We start from the raw sequence: 16,202 nt of genomic DNA, 5'->3' as shown, positions 1-16,202 counted from the left end.
GCGTCCCTGATCTGTGGCGATTAACGGATCGGCGCCAGAAGATCCATCGGAACGCCCGAGCTCTGACGAGATTCAACTTCCACGTAAGTCGGATTGGCATCACTCTTCACCGAGAACTCGCTGCGAGCATAGGCTTCCGCCTGCTGGACCGGCTTCAGGTTCATCGACTTGAGAAGAGAGCCGGATGCAGCGAGGATCTTGTATTCCGCGAACAACGAAGCGACCTTCGCCGTCTCGGCGATAATGCTGGTGTTGAAACGCGTGTTCTGCGCGTCCAAAACATCAAGCAGCGAGCGCTGACCAACGCTGAACTGTTCGCGGTAGGACGAAACCAGCTTTGCGTTCTGCGAGGACTGCGATGCCAGAATCTGCGACAATTGGGTCCGGCTGCTGCGCTCGTTCCACGCAGAACGGATCGATTCCTCGACCTCGCGATAAACTTCCGCAGACACGTAGCGCTGCTCGCTGGCGCGCCGCACCTGCTCCTGCTCGCGAGCCTGGTCGATTCCGCCGCGATAAAGGTTCCAGCGGGCAACGACACGAACCTGAAGGTCTTCGGTCCGGCCTTCGTCGCCATCGATATCATTTCCGACGCGTGCTGAACCTTCTAGGTTGACGGTTGGCGCATAGTTTGAGCGGGCCGCATCAACGGCCGCGTCAGCTGCATTGATATCGGCGCGCGCCGAATGAATGCGCGGGTTGTTCTGCTGGGCGATCGCGATCGCCTCTTCCATCTTGCGCGGAATGAACCGTGCCAGGGAAGGCGGGGTGTTGGCTTTACCAATGGGCTCGCCAACCGTCTTCAGGAAACGGATCTTCGTGACTTCCAGCTCTTCCTGAGCCTCACGCAATCGGGCACGTGCCGCATCGAGGCGTTCGCGTCCCTGTGTATTGTCAACGTCGGTCAGGGCTCCACCCTTGATGCCCTCGCCGATATCGCCAAGAATCTGATTGTGGAAGGAAACGTTTTGCTGCGCCACACCGACGATCTGGCTCTGCAGCAGGTATTCGAGATAATCCTGCACCACTTGCAGGGCAAGCGTCTCCGAGCGCTCGACAACGCGGAAGGAAGCACCGTCGACACGCGACGCCTGCTGCGACAACTGGGCGCGACGGCCACCGCCATCGAGCAATGTCTGCGTGATGGTCAGGCCAACATCAGCTGGAGAATAATCCTCTGAGTCATCCGTCAGGTTTCCCGTGCTGGAATTGCTCAGACGCCGTGCGCCAACGCCGGCTTCTAGGTCAATGGAGGGGAGGTAGAGGCCCCGCGCCTGGCGAAGCTCGAACTCAACCGCTTCGCGGTTCTTCACCGCCTGCATGACCTGCGGATTTGTTCTGAGCGTCTTTTCGACTGCCTCCTGCAAGGACATTGCATTGGCCTCGGCGCACATGCCGCAACCCAGCGCGACGGATGCATACAGTAGCGCAATGATTTTATTGTTCTTTAACAAGACAGTCGCCCCTCAAAAACCCCGGTCAATTGTGAGGAGTTATATACTGGGGTTGGTATCAGTGTGAAGTCGTATCAACGGCTTTACACGATACACCCAAATTTGAGCCGAGGGTCATTCAAACGGTGTATTTAAACCAAGAACTAGATTCTTCGTTCTCGAAACGAATGATTCGTGGAAAATTCTCGCTAAATTAACGCTCTTCTGGCGGTTCCATTGGTTATTGATTGGAACAACTTTGGCCGCAGACGTTGGATTTGGTCGCCAAACACGCAAAACTTGCAAGCAAGTGTATCTGAATAGCAACATTATTCTCTACCGACACGATTGAATATATCGGTGTAAAGCGTTTTGCAGCGCAATAGATTTCTCAGTTCATCAGCCAAATCCCCATTAACCACAATGTGTTAATGGCGATATCTGTCAATGCCAGACAAACAAAAAGGGAGGGCGCCTGCGCGCCCTCCCCGATTTTACTTTGACTACAATCAATCAGCCATGGGCGACATCGATGGCATTGTGCTTGTCGTCGAACAGGATCTTCACGGCGGTGGTGTGATCCTGCAGAACGGCGACATCCTGCCAGCTATCGGCGCCGGTCTGAACGCTGACCGTCGTGTCATTACCGGTCACAGTCGCCCGGACACTGGAGGTAGCAGCGTCCGCCGTCGCATCCGGTCCAAGCAGCGAGTCGAGCAGCGCCGAGACGTCGAGTGCATCCCCCTCTTCCGAGCTGAAGTCGGTGATCACATCGGCGACATCGAACTGGTCGAGAGCCGAGGCATCGAGGACGAAGGTATCCGCACCCAAGCCACCGGAAAGGGCGTAGGAACCCAGACCACCCGCCAGGATGTCGTCGCCGTCGGTACCAACAAAGGTCAGGGCGTCGGATACGTCCGAACCGAAGATCGTGTCGAAGCCGACTTCGAGGAAGATCCCCTCGGACCCGTCTTCGAAGGTGAACGCGCCCTCCCCGAAGACAGTCTGGCCGTCTTCCACACCGCCGGTCGTGTCGACGGTGAGCGAGATTCTGGCCACATCGTGATCGGCAAGTCCGGAGAGCTCGCCATCGTCGCTGACACCGTCATTGTCGGCATCGATCCAGACCTGCAGCTTCGAGAAGGCCTCGTCGCTGGCATCGATCTTGCCGTCGCCATTCGTGTCAAGCGAAGCCAGAGCCGCCACGCCGCTGGCAAACTTGCCCCCGTTGAAGTCAGGCGTGAAGATTTCCGAGCCGTTGTCGATCAGGCCGTTGCCGTCAACGTCATAGGCGAGAATGCCGTCGTCGCTGGTCCAGGCGATTTGGTCCGCCTTGCCATCGGCATTGATGTCGAAGGTGACACCGTCGCCGATCGACGAGAGGGCGAAGCCGTTCTTGTCGAGGTCGAGGATGATGGGGTCGTTAGCGCTGTGGACCAGAACGTCATTGAAGTTGCTGATCGTGGTACCCTGAAGAGCGACGAACGTATGATTTGTGCCCGCGGTGGCACCACCCTGCTGATATACAAAGGTGTAGGTCACACTGGAAATCACAGCCTGGAATGCGACCGTCGCGCCTGCGACACCCAGATTGTTACTCTTTAAGTAGTCCAGCGCCATCCCGACCTCCGCAAAGGAGTCAATGTTCCTGGCTTGAGAGAACGTGTTCTGGTCGTCGAACCGGACAATCCCGTTCGAAATCGAGTGCGACTGGAACCTCGTTCCATCAGTGCTGTAGTCAGAGTCAGAACCGTTCGTGCCCGCAGTATTTGCTGCCGCAACTCCAGAAACAGGCAGCTTGAGTTTATCGACGCCGACCACAAAGTCGGTAATGACGTCATAGCCTGCCACGCCGCTGATCAGATCACTCCACGTCGAAACTGACCCCAGAGAGTCGGAGTTTGCGAAGCAGAATGTATCAGCATCTGAGCCACCGGTAAGGGTATCAGATCCGCTGCCCCCATAAAGCACATCCCGCCCAGTTCCGCCAACGAGTGTGTCGTTGCCATCCTGACCAAACAACGTGTCATCTCCGGCACCGCCGTAGATCGTATCGCCGCCATTCTGGCCATACAGGATGTCATCTCCGGCGAGGACAGGGTTGGCAGCACCCGAAGCTGGCAGAGTGTTGCCGCTGCCTGTCCCGCCGATGATGTTGAACGTCTCGGTATACGATCCACCGAGAGCATCCGTCACCTTCACTTCAATCGCGTAGGCCGCATTGTTGGCGATCGCACTGGTCGTGAACACCTCGCCCGACGCGGTTACGGTTACACCCGTACCCGTAACCAACTCATAGGTGTAGCCGCCGGTATTGTCAGGATCCGTGACAGAGAGCGAAGCGATCTTGGTGTTCGCCGAGGGGAAGCTTGATCCCGGATCTACGGCGTTCCAGGTGATATCCGTGGGCGTCAAGTTTGGTGGACGGGTGTCGACGGTATAGTTGCCGCTCACCAGACCCGTGCCGGCATTGCCTGCCGTGTCCGTGTAGCTTGCCGCAACTGTAACGACATTCGTCGCGTCTTCAATATTGGCCGTGGGCGTGAACGTACCCGTCCAGGTCTTGCCACCATCAGAGCTGCTCAGCGCGCCGAGCGTGCCCTTCTCGACAGTCACGTCCGTGTTGTCGAAATTGGCGACCTTCTCCGAGAAGGTGATCGTCACCGTCGACGTCTCACCGATCTTCAGAGCCATGTCGTTCATCACGATCGAGCTGACAACCGGTGCGATCGTATCGACCGTATAGTTGCCGCTCGCCAGACCCGTGCCAGCATTGCCGGCAACGTCCGTGTAGGTCGCGGCGACCGTCACCACGTTGGTGGTGTCTTCGATCGGAGCCGAAGGCGTGAACGTGCCCGTCCAGGTCTTGCCGTCATCCGAGGTCGTCAGGGTGCTGAGCGTGCCGTTCTGGACCGTCACGTCGCTGTTGGTGAAGCTGGCGACCTTCTCCGAGAAGGTGATCGTCACCGTCGACGTCTCACCGATCTTCAGAGCCATGTCGTTCATCACGATCGAGCTGACAACCGGTGCGATCGTATCGACCGTATAGTTGCCGCTCGCCAGACCCGTGCCAGCATTGCCGGCAACGTCCGTGTAGGTCGCGGCGACCGTCACCACGTTGGTGGTGTCTTCGATCGGAGCCGAAGGCGTGAACGTGCCCGTCCAGGTCTTGCCACCATCAGAGCTGCTCAGCGCGCCGAGCGTGCCCTTCTCGACAGTCACGTCCGTGTTGTCGAAATTGGCGACCTTCTCCGAGAAGGTGATCGTCACCGTCGACGTCTCACCGATCTTCAGAGCCGTGTCGCTCATCACGATCGAGCTGACAACCGGTGTGACCGTATCGACCGTATAGTTGCCGCTCGCCAGACCCGTGCCAGCATTGCCGGCAACGTCCGTGTAGGTCGCGGCGACCGTCACCACGTTGGTGGTGTCTTCGATCGGAGCCGAAGGCGTGAACGTGCCCGTCCAGGTCTTGCCGTCATCCGAGGTCGTCAGGGTGCTGAGCGTGCCGTTCTGGACCGTCACGTCGCTGTTGGTGAAGCTGGCGACCTTCTCCGAGAAGGTGATCGTCACCGTCGACGTCTCACCGATCTTCAGAGCCATGTCGTTCATCACGATCGAGCTGACAACCGGTGCGATCGTATCGACCGTATAGTTGCCGCTCGCCAGACCCGTGCCAGCATTGCCGGCAACGTCCGTGTAGGTCGCGGCGACCGTCACCACGTTGGTGGTGTCTTCGATCGGAGCCGAAGGCGTGAACGTGCCCGTCCAGGTCTTGCCGTCATCCGAGGTCGTCAGGGTGCTGAGCGTGCCGTTCTGGACCGTCACGTCGCTGTTGGTGAAGCTGGCGACCTTCTCCGAGAAGGTGATCGTCACCGTCGACGTCTCACCGATCTTCAGAGCCGTGTCGTTCATCACGATCGAGCTGACAACCGGTGCGATCGTATCGACCGTATAGTTGCCGCTGACCAGACCCGTACCAGCATTGCCGGCAACGTCCGTGTAGGTCGCGGCGACCGTCACCACGTTGGTGGTGTCTTCGATCGGAGCCGAAGGCGTGAACGTGCCCGTCCAGGTCTTGCCGTCATCCGAGGTCGTCAGGGTGCTGAGCGTGCCGTTCTGGACCGTCACGTCGCTGTTGGTGAAGCTGGCGACCTTCTCCGAGAAGGTAATCGTCACCGTCGACGTCTCACCGATCTTCAGAGCCGTGTCGTTCATCACGATCGAGCTGACAACCGGTGCGATCGTATCGACCGTATAGTTGCCGCTGACCAGACCCGTACCAGCATTGCCGGCAACGTCCGTGTAGGTCGCGGCGACCGTCACCACGTTGGTGGTGTCTTCGATCGGAGCCGAAGGCGTGAACGTGCCCGTCCAGGTCTTGCCGTCATCCGAGGTCGTCAGGGTGCTGAGCGTGCCGTTCTGGACCGTCACGTCGCTGTTGGTGAAGCTGGCGACCTTCTCCGAGAAGGTAATCGTCACCGTCGACGTCTCACCGATCTTCAGAGCCGTGTCGTTCATCACGATCGAGCTGACAACCGGTGCGATCGTATCGACCGTATAGTTGCCGCTGACCAGACCCGTACCAGCATTGCCGGCAACGTCCGTGTAGGTCGCGGCGACCGTCACCACGTTGGTGGTGTCTTCGATCGGAGCCGAAGGCGTGAACGTGCCCGTCCAGGTCTTGCCGTCATCCGAGGTCGTCAGGGTGCTGAGCGTGCCGTTCTGGACCGTCACGTCGCTGTTGGTGAAGCTGGCGACCTTCTCCGAGAAGGTAATCGTCACCGTCGACGTCTCACCGATCTTCAGAGCTGCATCTCCCATCACGATCGATTCAACTGTCGGCGGTGTTGTATCCGGCACCTCGACCGTCACCACGAACTTCCCGGTGGTCAGAGACACCGCGTCGCCGTCGAAATCCTTTGCTTGGATGATCGAGGAGAAGTCGATCGCCACGTCGCCAGCGCCACCGAGCGGCTTGAAGATCGTGAAGGTGCCCTTGCCGTCGGCTGCGAGCGACAGGGTAAACACGACAATCGCACCGGCCTTCGCCGTCAGAACGTTGTTCACGACGGTATAGTCGAGGTTGGTGCCGCCGGAAGACAAGGCAGGCAGACCGGAGGTGACGGACTTCAGGCTGTAGGTCAGGCCTTCGTCGGCGCCGACCTTGACCAGGCTGGCGACATCGAACTGTGCGATGGAAGGCGCGGTTCCCTGGGCCGGCGTGCCGGCCAGACCGGCGATGACCGTCTGGAGCGCCGTGCTGAGCCCGGTCGGACCGGTGATGTTCGAGGAGCTGCCGCCCGGTCCTTCAACCTGGCCGAGACCCGTGAGGCCCGACGAGCTTGCACCCACGCCGTAGGCTTCGATGGTGAAGGCCTGGTCGCCGGTGACGCCGTTGGTCAGACCTTCGATCCGCGTGACTTCGTCGGTAATCGCCGCCAAAGCAGTCCCTGCACTCACGGATCCGAGATTGACCGTCATATTCGGCTGGCCATCTGAGAGGACGATGAGCTGATTGACATCGGCATTCGGCAGCGTGCCCGGAAGCACACCGGTGGTCGTCACCGACTCCAGATCGACATCGCCGTAGCCATAGCCGACGGTGAATTCCACATAGGCGATCGTCTTGCCGGCATTCGCACCAGTTCCGGTGATCGTCACATTGGTCCCGTTGTTGTCGACAACATTGACCCCGTCCTGGAACGACGCGTCGGTAAAGACAACACGGTAGCGGAACTGAGTGTCATCGGGACCGCTTCGCTCATAATTGTCATCAAGCTTGAAGACAGCGCTGGTGACCGGAATGCCGTTGAAGCTGCCGGCATTCGCATAGGCCTGATTGCCGTCGAAGTCGTTGAATGCTCCGAAATCGAACCGCAGCATCTGGCCGGCATCGATATCGGTATCGCTGGTGCCCGAGCTTGCACCCATGCCGTCGGTCACATCGCCGTTTGCATTGATGAGGTCAGGCGATGTGGTGCCGGGAACGTCCCAGCCGGATACCAGGGCAATCTGGGTGCTGCCGTTTCCAATGATGCGCGCCGTGTCCTCGCCATTGCCGCTGTTGGCATCGAAGGAGGAAATGTTGGTGGTCACATTGATCGAACCCGCCGGAATGCCCTCGATCCACTGTAGTGCCTGCTGCAGGCCACCCTCGTAATTGGTGCCGCCGTTTCCGCTAACCGTGGCGACATCTGCCAGAGCCTCGGCCAGAACACCGGCATTGATTGTGCCGTTGGAGATCAGGTCATAGGTGCCGACAGGCGAGGCCTTCTCGCCGAATTCGACGATATGGACGCGCACGTCGTCTGCGCCGGAGGCGTTGAGCGTCTGCAGGAAGTCGACGACCTGCTGCTTGATCAGCGTAACGTTCGTGCTGCCCGAAGCATCGAGAACCAACACGAAGTTGGCCACCTTGCCGGGCACCGCTTCGATGGGCTGCGGCGCCTCGACAGCGATCGCTACCGATGCTGTGGTCACCGTCGGGATGTCGTCGCGGACGTCCACGACGAATTTGCCGGTGCTGAGTGCGATCGTGTCACCATCGCCGTCCTTGCCGATGATGTAACTCGAGAGGTCGAGACCGCTGGCGATCAGATTCTCGGCATCGTCGAAAGCACCATTGGCCTGCGGCGCGACGCCATTAAGCGTCGGGTGGTCGATCTGATCCTTCAGGGTGAAGGTGTAGGAGCCATTGGCGTTGACGGTGAGTTCGAACACGACGCGGCCATCGGCCGTGCCGGTCAGCGTGCCGCCGTCAACCGTGACCAAGATCGGCTGGCCTTGCGAGGTCAGTCCGGTCGCTGCGTCGGTTGCGGGCTTCAGCGAGATCGCCTGGCTGGCATGAGCGCCATCGGCGCCGAAGTTGAACAGAGCCGTCAAGGCACCGGCTGCGCCCGAATAAGTCGCAGAGCCACCGGCATTGATTTCCGTCGATTTCAGCGGATTGGCGTCGGCATTTGCCGTCGACAGACCGTCTTCATCGACTGTGAAGCTGATCGAACCCTGGTTGATGCTCGGACCATGGTCCTGGAACTTGATGTTGCCACCAAGGTCGATCGTCGCGCTGTCGGTTGCCTTGTCACCCTCATCGTCTGTGATCGTGGCGGTAGCAGTCAGCTTGACCAGGCCATCCATGAGGAACTGCACATCAGTGGTGTAAGGCGCGCTGGTGTTCGACGTCGTGTGATCGATTTCGCGGAACTGGCTGAGCGTCACGACGCCAGAGCCGTTGACCGAGATCGAGAAGACGAGGTCGCCAGAGGTGGTGAAGCCCCGAACCTCGCCTCCGTTTTGGAAGAGCTTGATGTCTTGACCGTCACTGTTCAGGCCGGAGTCGACACCGTTCTGGCCGTAAAGACCCAGCTGATAGCTGAGGGCCGAGACATTGCCGGCACCATCGGCACCGTAGGACTGCGAACCGATCGAGAAGACGCCGCTGAAGTTCGCGGTGCTCGAGGCATAGTCGGTGATGCCGGAGCCGATCGTCTCGCCGTCCTGCGTCTGCAGAACGATGGAGGCGTCAGGAGCTGCAACGACGTCGATGCTCGGACCGTGGTCCTGGAACTTGATGTTGCCACCAAGGTCGATCGTCGCGCTGTCGGTTGCCTTGTCGCCGTCACCATCCGTGATCGTTGCGGTGGCTGTCAGCTTGACCAGACCGTCCATCAGGGTCCGCACGTCGCCGGTGTAAGGGCCGCTCGTGTTCGTCGTCGCGTGGTCGATTTCCCGGAATTGGCTGAGCGTCACGACGCCGGCACCATTGACCGAGATGCTGAACACAACGGTGTTGTAGCCAGTGATCCCGTAGACCGTGCCATTGTCCAAAACGATGCGGATGTCCTGGCCGTCGCTGTTCAGGCCCGAATCTGAACCGTTGGGCTTGTAGATGCCGAGCTCATAGCTCAGAGCCGAGACATTGCCGGCACCATCGGCACCGTAGGACTGCGAACCGATCGAGAAGACGCCGCTGAAGTTCGCGGTGCTCGAGGCATAGTCGGTGATGCCGGAGCCGATCGTCTCGCCGTCCTGCGTCTGCAGAACGATGGAGGCGTCAGGAGCTGCAACGACGTCGATGCTCGGACCGTGGTCCTGGAACTTGATGTTGCCACCGAGGTCGATCGTCGCGCTGTCGGTTGCCTTGTCGCCGTCACCATCCGTGATCGTTGCGGTGGCTGTCAGCTTGACCAGACCGTCCATCAGGGTCCGCACGTCGCCGGTGTAAGGGCCGCTCGTGTTCGTCGTCGCGTGGTCGATTTCCCGGAATTGGCTGAGCGTCACGACGCCGGCACCATTGACCGAGATGCTGAACACAACGGTGTTGTAGCCAGTGATCCCGTAGACCGTGCCATTGTCCAAAACGATGCGGATGTCCTGGCCGTCGCTGTTCAGGCCCGAATCTGAACCGTTGGGCTTGTAGATGCCGAGCTCATAGCTCAGAGCCGAGACATTGCCGGCACCATCGGCACCGTAGGACTGCGAACCGATCGAGAAGACGCCGCTGAAGTTCGCGGTGCTCGAGGCATAGTCGGTGATGCCGGAGCCGATCGTCTCGCCGTCCTGCGTCTGCAGAACGATGGAGGCGTCAGGAGCTGCAACGACGTCGATGCTCGGACCGTGGTCCTGGAACTTGATGTTGCCACCGAGGTCGATCGTCGCGCTGTCGGTTGCCTTGTCGCCGTCACCATCCGTGATCGTTGCGGTGGCTGTCAGCTTGACCAGACCGTCCATCAGGGTCCGCACGTCGCCGGTGTAAGGGCCGCTCGTGTTCGTCGTCGCGTGGTCGATTTCCCGGAATTGGCTGAGCGTCACGACGCCGGCACCATTGACCGAGATGCTGAACACAACGGTGTTGTAGCCAGTGATCCCGTAGACCGTGCCATTGTCCAAAACGATGCGGATGTCCTGGCCGTCGCTGTTCAGGCCCGAATCTGAACCGTTGGGCTTGTAGATGCCGAGCTCATAGCTCAGAGCCGAGACATTGCCGGCACCATCGGCACCGTAGGACTGCGAACCGATCGAGAAGACGCCGCTGAAGTTCGCGGTGCTCGAGGCATAGTCGGTGATGCCGGAGCCGATCGTCTCGCCGTCCTGCGTCTGCAGAACGATGGAGGCGTCAGGAGCTGCAACGACGTCGATGCTCGGACCGTCGTCTTCGAAGACAATGCGGCCACCGATTTCGACCGAGTCTAAAGCTTTATCGCCGTCGAAGTCGGTGACGGTCACAACCGCCAGGACCTTTCCGGCCAGGGTCTGCTGGATCGGATTGGGTGTGTCGTTCGGCGAGGCGTCGTTCGAGCCCGTGCCATTATCGTTGTTCTCGTCGTGGTCACCACGATCATCATGTTGGATGGAGACATACTGCACGAGTGACAGTGTGCCGTTGTCGGCGATGTGCAGTGCGAAGGCTGCTGGATCAGAGGACGATACCGTTGTGTTGCCGTCCGTCGGGCTATCGTAGCGGCCGACGATCAAGCCGCCCTCGAGGAAGAGATAGATCGTACGGCCATCGGTTGTCAGAAGACCAGAGTTCAAGCCCTGCTGTCCGTTCAGCTTCAGCGTCCAAGTAACAGTGGCATTTTCATCCGCACCGGTTGCGACATTGGCCGCCACGAAACCAGCCTGCTGCGCATATTGCGGTGCCATGTTGGGGTCAAAGCCTGGGACGCCCAGATTGCCGAACACGCCGAGGGCACTGACTTCGTCGCCGCCCGACTGGCTGCCGGCCGTTTCGTCGACGACGAGCTTTGCGGAGGTGTTGAGGGCGTCGACTTCCGGAATATCGTCGCGGATTTTGATGGAGAATGCGTCGTTCAGGGAGATGCTGTCGCCGTCATTGTCGGTCGCCTTGATGAGCGCGCCGAAGTCAATGGCCGTGACGTCGCGGATGAACGAACCGTCCTGGAGATCGAAGTTTTCATCAGCGCCCATGTTCGGACGGTCATGATCGAGCTGATCGAACAGCTGGAACTCATACTTGCCGTCGCTGTCGAGCGTGAGCGAGAAGACGAGCCTGTCCTGGCCGGCGTCATAGCTGCTGCCGATCGAGGAACCGGCATTGTCGAACGCATAGAGCGTGCCATTGCGGAGTTCGTAGCTCAGGGTCTGGCCCTGGGACTTCAAGCCCAGCTGCAACATGGCGTTGACGGCTGCAGACCCGCCGAGGAAGGAGAAAGTCATGTTGTCGTCTGCGCCGACCTTCACCAGATTGGCGAGCATGCCCCTCACGGTTGCCGGACCCGGCTGACCGCTGCCAGCAACGCCCGTGAAGGAACCATCCGAATTGGCGTCGTTCGGGCTCGTGCCGAGCGATTCGCCCGGGTTCGCGTTGCCGATCGTCGAAATGTCGTCTTCGTCGACAATGCGGTCTTCCGATGCACCGCGGACCAGTTCCGGAACGTCGTCACGGATCGTGACCGAGAAAGCGCCGCCTAGCGAGACGCTGTCGCCGTCATTGTCGGTCGCTTCCAAAACGGCGCCGAAATTGATGGCGCTCACATCACCTGGGATGCCGTCCTGCAGATCGGTGTTCTGGTTTGCGCCGAAGAGAGGTGTGTCATGGTCGAGCTGGTCCAGAAGACGGAACGAATACGACCCGTCCTCCTGGATTTCGAGCGTAAACACCACCCGATCCTGGTCGCTATTGTACTCGACGCCAATTCCACTGGCGTTGACGAAGGCGTAGAGCATGTTGCCCTGTACGTCGAAGCTCAGCTCTCCGCCCTTCGATGACAGGCCGAGCTGTGCCAGCGTGCTGCGGACATTGGCCTCGTCGATGAAGGAGAAGGTCAAGCCTGCGTCTGCGCCACCCTTGACCAGATTGGCGAGCGAGCCAGAGATGAAGGCGGGGCCGGTCTGGTTGTTGGAGGGGTCCTGCGTGAACGAACCGTCGGCATCGCCGTCATTCGGGCTGGTGCCGAGCGAGCCACCTATCAGGCCATCGTCCAGTGTGGAGATGTCGTCTTCGTCGACCAGGCGGTTCTCGGTGGTGCCGCTCAACTCCGGAGCGTCATCGAGAACAACGACCGTGAACGAACCGTCGACGGTGTCGCCGTCGGAATCCTTGCCGGTGAAGCGGATGTCCAGATCAAGGCTGTCGAGTTCGATTCTGCCGGTCTCGGTGCCAACGACGTGGTCGAGATTGCCCTGCAGGTCGAATTGGTAGCTGCCGTTGACGGTCGTGGCGTCGAGCGTGATGGTGAAGATCACTTCTTCGGACGAACCTTCCACCAGCGCCGACACTTCGTCAGAGAGCGCTTCCGGCGGAAGGTCGAAGGAGCCGGCCTTGAATGCGACGAGAACATAGCCGCCGGTCCAGTTGCCGGCCCCGTCCTTGAGATATTCGATGCGGTAGCTGAGCGTCGTGCCATCAGAGGAAAGACCGGCAAGCGATGGCATGGCGTCGATGATCGCATCGGAATCCGACGCCGTCGTCAGGCCCGTGAAGCTGACAGTGCGACCGACCGGGTCGTCGTCGTTCTCGTTGTTGTCGGAGGTGTCCTCCGACTTCAGATCGTCATCGGAGCCCCAAACGATCCCCAGGGTGCCGGAGGTCGACACGGAAATCCCTTGTGGATTTCCTGTCGCAGCATTGCCACCCTCGAGATAATCCTCCGAGACGACGCCACCGGCGGTGGCAGCATCGCCGTCATTGACATCGATCAGGGTCGGCGCATCGTCCTGCACATCGATGTTGAAGGAGCCGGTGACGCTGTCCCCGTCCAGATCAGTGACGGTATAGTTGAAGCCGAGGCGCAGCAGATCGTCCAAATCATCCTGCGATCCGTTGGCGCCAGCATCCGGATGTTCCAGCTTGCCAAAGAGTTCAAAGGTAAAATCGCCAGTGATGCGGTTGTCGACGGTGATCGAGAACACGACCGTTTCAACACCATTGATAATGGTCACGCCCTGCAGCGCGACGAAGCCGAGGACGGTGCCATCGATCGGAGCCGTGAAGGTCCGAATGAAGATCTGCGCACCGCCGGAGGTCAGCGGGAAGGCTGCCGAGGTATTGCCAGGTTCCGCGATGTTGCGCGCACCGGTAAAGCCGATGGCCGAGATCGTGCCGAAGTCTGGACCTGCCTCGAAAGGCAGCCTGCCGGTTATGATTTGATTTCCGGAGATTCCATCGGCGATCACCGCTTCGTCAAATATGAACGCAGTTGTGAGCGGTGTAGATATGCTTGGCTCACCGCTGTCGCCCAAGATCTGACCTGAGCGCAGCCCATCACCAAAGGTCGTATCTCCAAGCAGATCAGCAAGGGCGAACTCTTCTGGACCTGCGTTCAACTGGTCGTCATTGAAGTCTGCGCCATTGCTTACCGCCTGCTGGTTGGCCGAGAAAGTGCCGTCCGGACCTGCCGCTACATTGATGCCGCTACCTTCAAGTGCTGCAAAGAGAACCTGCTGCGGCAGCTCGACATCACCGAGCATCAATGTCGGAATGTTGATGGCACCATTGACGATAGTGATCTCCGACCCATCGGCCTGAACCAAAACCAGGTTCGCGCCTTCAACCCTGACGTCATCAAACGTGACGCCGATAGGGAGGCTTACGATATTGTTCTGATCAGCGGTGACTTCGGAGGGAACTGTCGCCGGTGCGACTTCCGTGGCAACACGATCAACCTTGACCGCCGGGTCGGTGGCCGCCTGGGCGACTTCAATCGCGCCTTCTTCGCCAGCGCTCAAAGCAAGACCTTCCGCAATATCGGAAGTGTATTCCTGCGCTGCAGTTTCGTTTTGAATGCCAGATGAACGGAGATCTTCGATGGACATGGTTACTCACCCCTTAAGAACAGAATTGCACTTAAGTGTTTGTGGGGAATGAGCGCAATACTTTCTTAACTACCGCAGCATAACCAGTTATGCTTCAACCGACCATTATTGAAAAGCGGTTAATTTGTAGGAGCTTGAGGAGGATAAACGGCCGCCAACTGTACTCGCCTTCAAAATAGAACTGACCCAAAGCGGCGCGCAGCAAAACAAAAAAAGGGGCCGTGTGAAACAGCCCCTTTTTTAACTTCGGATCTCGTGCACAGTGCACGCGGGAAACTTTACATCAATCCTCTTCAAAGATCGGATCGTTGACGAAGGGGCCACCCTGATAGATGGCGATATCGTCCTGCGGACCAGGTCTGGGTACTGTCGCCTCGATCTCCGCGCGAAACTGCTCAGCATTGTCCTTTGGGTGCCAACCAAGATAGGCAACCGGTGTGTTGTCCCACCAGCGACTGTCATTGTTCGAGCATCCCCATATGATCGGGCAACCAAGGCGGGGCACGCGAAAGATGCATTCGATCATGGCGAGGAAATCGTCATGGCTCATCCAGGTTGACAGCATCCGATGGTTCTTCGGCTTCTCCATGCAACTGCCGATCCGCACCAGTGCCGTCTCCTGGCCGAACTTTTCGAAGTACATTCTGGCCAATGCTTCGCCGAAGCATTTCGATACGCCGTAAAGCCCGTCAGGCCGCATTGGCGCGCTGGCATCGAGATAGTCGTCCTGGGCGTAGAAACCGATCGTATGGTTCGAGCTGGCAAAGAGAATGCGCGGCATGCCGTTCGCCCGCGCGGCCTCGTAAAGATTGTAGAGTCCGAGCAGATTGGCGTTCATAATCTTGGAGAACTTGTCCTCTACGGAAACGCCGCCAAGATGAATGATACCGTCGCAGCCTTCGACAAGCCTGTCGACGGCATCCCGGTCACCCAGGTCACACATGACCAGCTCCTCGTGCGCCGCCGCTTCGCCCATATCAACAATGTCGGACAGACGCAGGACGTCCGCCATGCCTTTCAGGCGGCCACGCATCGCCTTGCCCAATCCGCCCGCAGCCCCGGTTACCAATAGTCGCTTCACACAAACCTCCCTCGTCCAGTCTCGGACCATGCAACTCATCATACAGGTCATGTCAATACCGTCAATATTGCGCTAATTTCCCGTGGACGCTTGGCTAACTTGACAGACGAGTTTATGCATAAGTGCAATAACGGACGAATGGACACGGAGACGAGCATGGCGCTGCAGGCAAAAATGGAGGCCGGATCGGGAACGCTGACGCAACGGCTGAGCGACAATCTCCGCCGCGCCATTCATGGCGGTCAGTTTCTGCCAGGCAGCAAACTCCCGAGCGAAGCGCAGTTGTCAGAGGCCCATGGCGTGTCACGCACCGTCGTGCGCGAGGCGATTGCTGCACTTCGCGCAGACCGCCTCGTCGAGGCCCGCCAGGGTGCCGGCGTCTTTGTGCTGGAGCCGCGCGAACCTCTGCCCGCTCCTCTCTCTCTCGCGCACATCGATCCGGCGCGCGTCTCATCCATGATAGAATTGCTGGAGCTTCGCACGGCTGTGGAGGTCGAGGCTGCAGGGCTTGCAGCACTTCGCCGCTCTCCCGCCCAAGAAGAGGCAATTCTCGATCAGCACTATGCCGTACGCGCCTGTCTCGATGCCGGAAAATCCAGTAGCGACGCGGATTTCGCCCTGCATCTGGCCATCGCCGAGGCGACCAACAACCCGCGCTTTCGCGAATTCCTGGCGATGATCGGTAAAAATGTAATTCCGCGCGCCGCCCTGCGCGGGGAAGAAAGCGACGAGGATCAGGCAGCCTATATCCGGCTGATCGATGCAGAACATGCCGATATCGTCGAGGCGATTTCAGCTGGCGATGAAGAGGCGGCACGAGAAGCCATGCGCCGGCACCTGCGCGGCAGCCAGGCCCGTTATCGCACGCTTTTGCGCGAGCAACGCCAACCTGTACGATAACTATTGAC

At 59.3% G+C, this 16,202-nt stretch carries 4 protein-coding genes; 1 reads left to right on the top strand and 3 read right to left on the bottom strand.

The genetic code is table 11. The features are described from left to right. Positions 1 to 20 precede the first annotated feature (20 nt). The 3 genes from LQ231_RS22665 to LQ231_RS22655 all read right to left on the bottom strand — a co-directional run bounded on the left by LQ231_RS22665 (position 21) and on the right by LQ231_RS22655 (position 15,294). Complete coding sequence (locus LQ231_RS22665) at positions 21 to 1,454, bottom strand: TolC family outer membrane protein (protein ID WP_230174136.1); 1,434 nt, start codon at positions 1,452 to 1,454, stop codon at positions 21 to 23. A 492-nt stretch (positions 1,455 to 1,946) separates the two neighbouring features. After that, positions 1,947 to 14,213: an Ig-like domain-containing protein gene (locus LQ231_RS22660; RefSeq protein WP_230174134.1), complete on the bottom strand. Its 12,267-nt coding sequence runs from the start codon at positions 14,211 to 14,213 to the stop codon at positions 1,947 to 1,949. Between the two features lie 283 nt (positions 14,214 to 14,496). Then, on the bottom strand, positions 14,497 to 15,294 hold the full coding sequence (locus LQ231_RS22655; protein ID WP_230174132.1) for an NAD(P)-dependent oxidoreductase: 798 nt from the start codon (positions 15,292 to 15,294) through the stop codon (positions 14,497 to 14,499). Between the two features lie 156 nt (positions 15,295 to 15,450). On the opposite strand from LQ231_RS22655, the gene LQ231_RS22650 reads away from it, so the two are divergent. Beyond that, positions 15,451 to 16,194 (top strand): FadR/GntR family transcriptional regulator, encoded by a 744-nt coding sequence (locus LQ231_RS22650; RefSeq protein ID WP_230174130.1) that lies wholly within the window; start codon positions 15,451 to 15,453, stop codon positions 16,192 to 16,194. Positions 16,195 to 16,202: the final 8 nt, after the last annotated feature.

The organism is Rhizobium sp. CECT 9324, assembly GCF_918741265.1.
Taxonomy (GTDB): domain Bacteria; phylum Pseudomonadota; class Alphaproteobacteria; order Rhizobiales; family Rhizobiaceae; genus Allorhizobium.
Note: the sequence above shows the minus strand (reverse complement) of the source record. Positions and strands in the feature narration are given on the sequence as shown.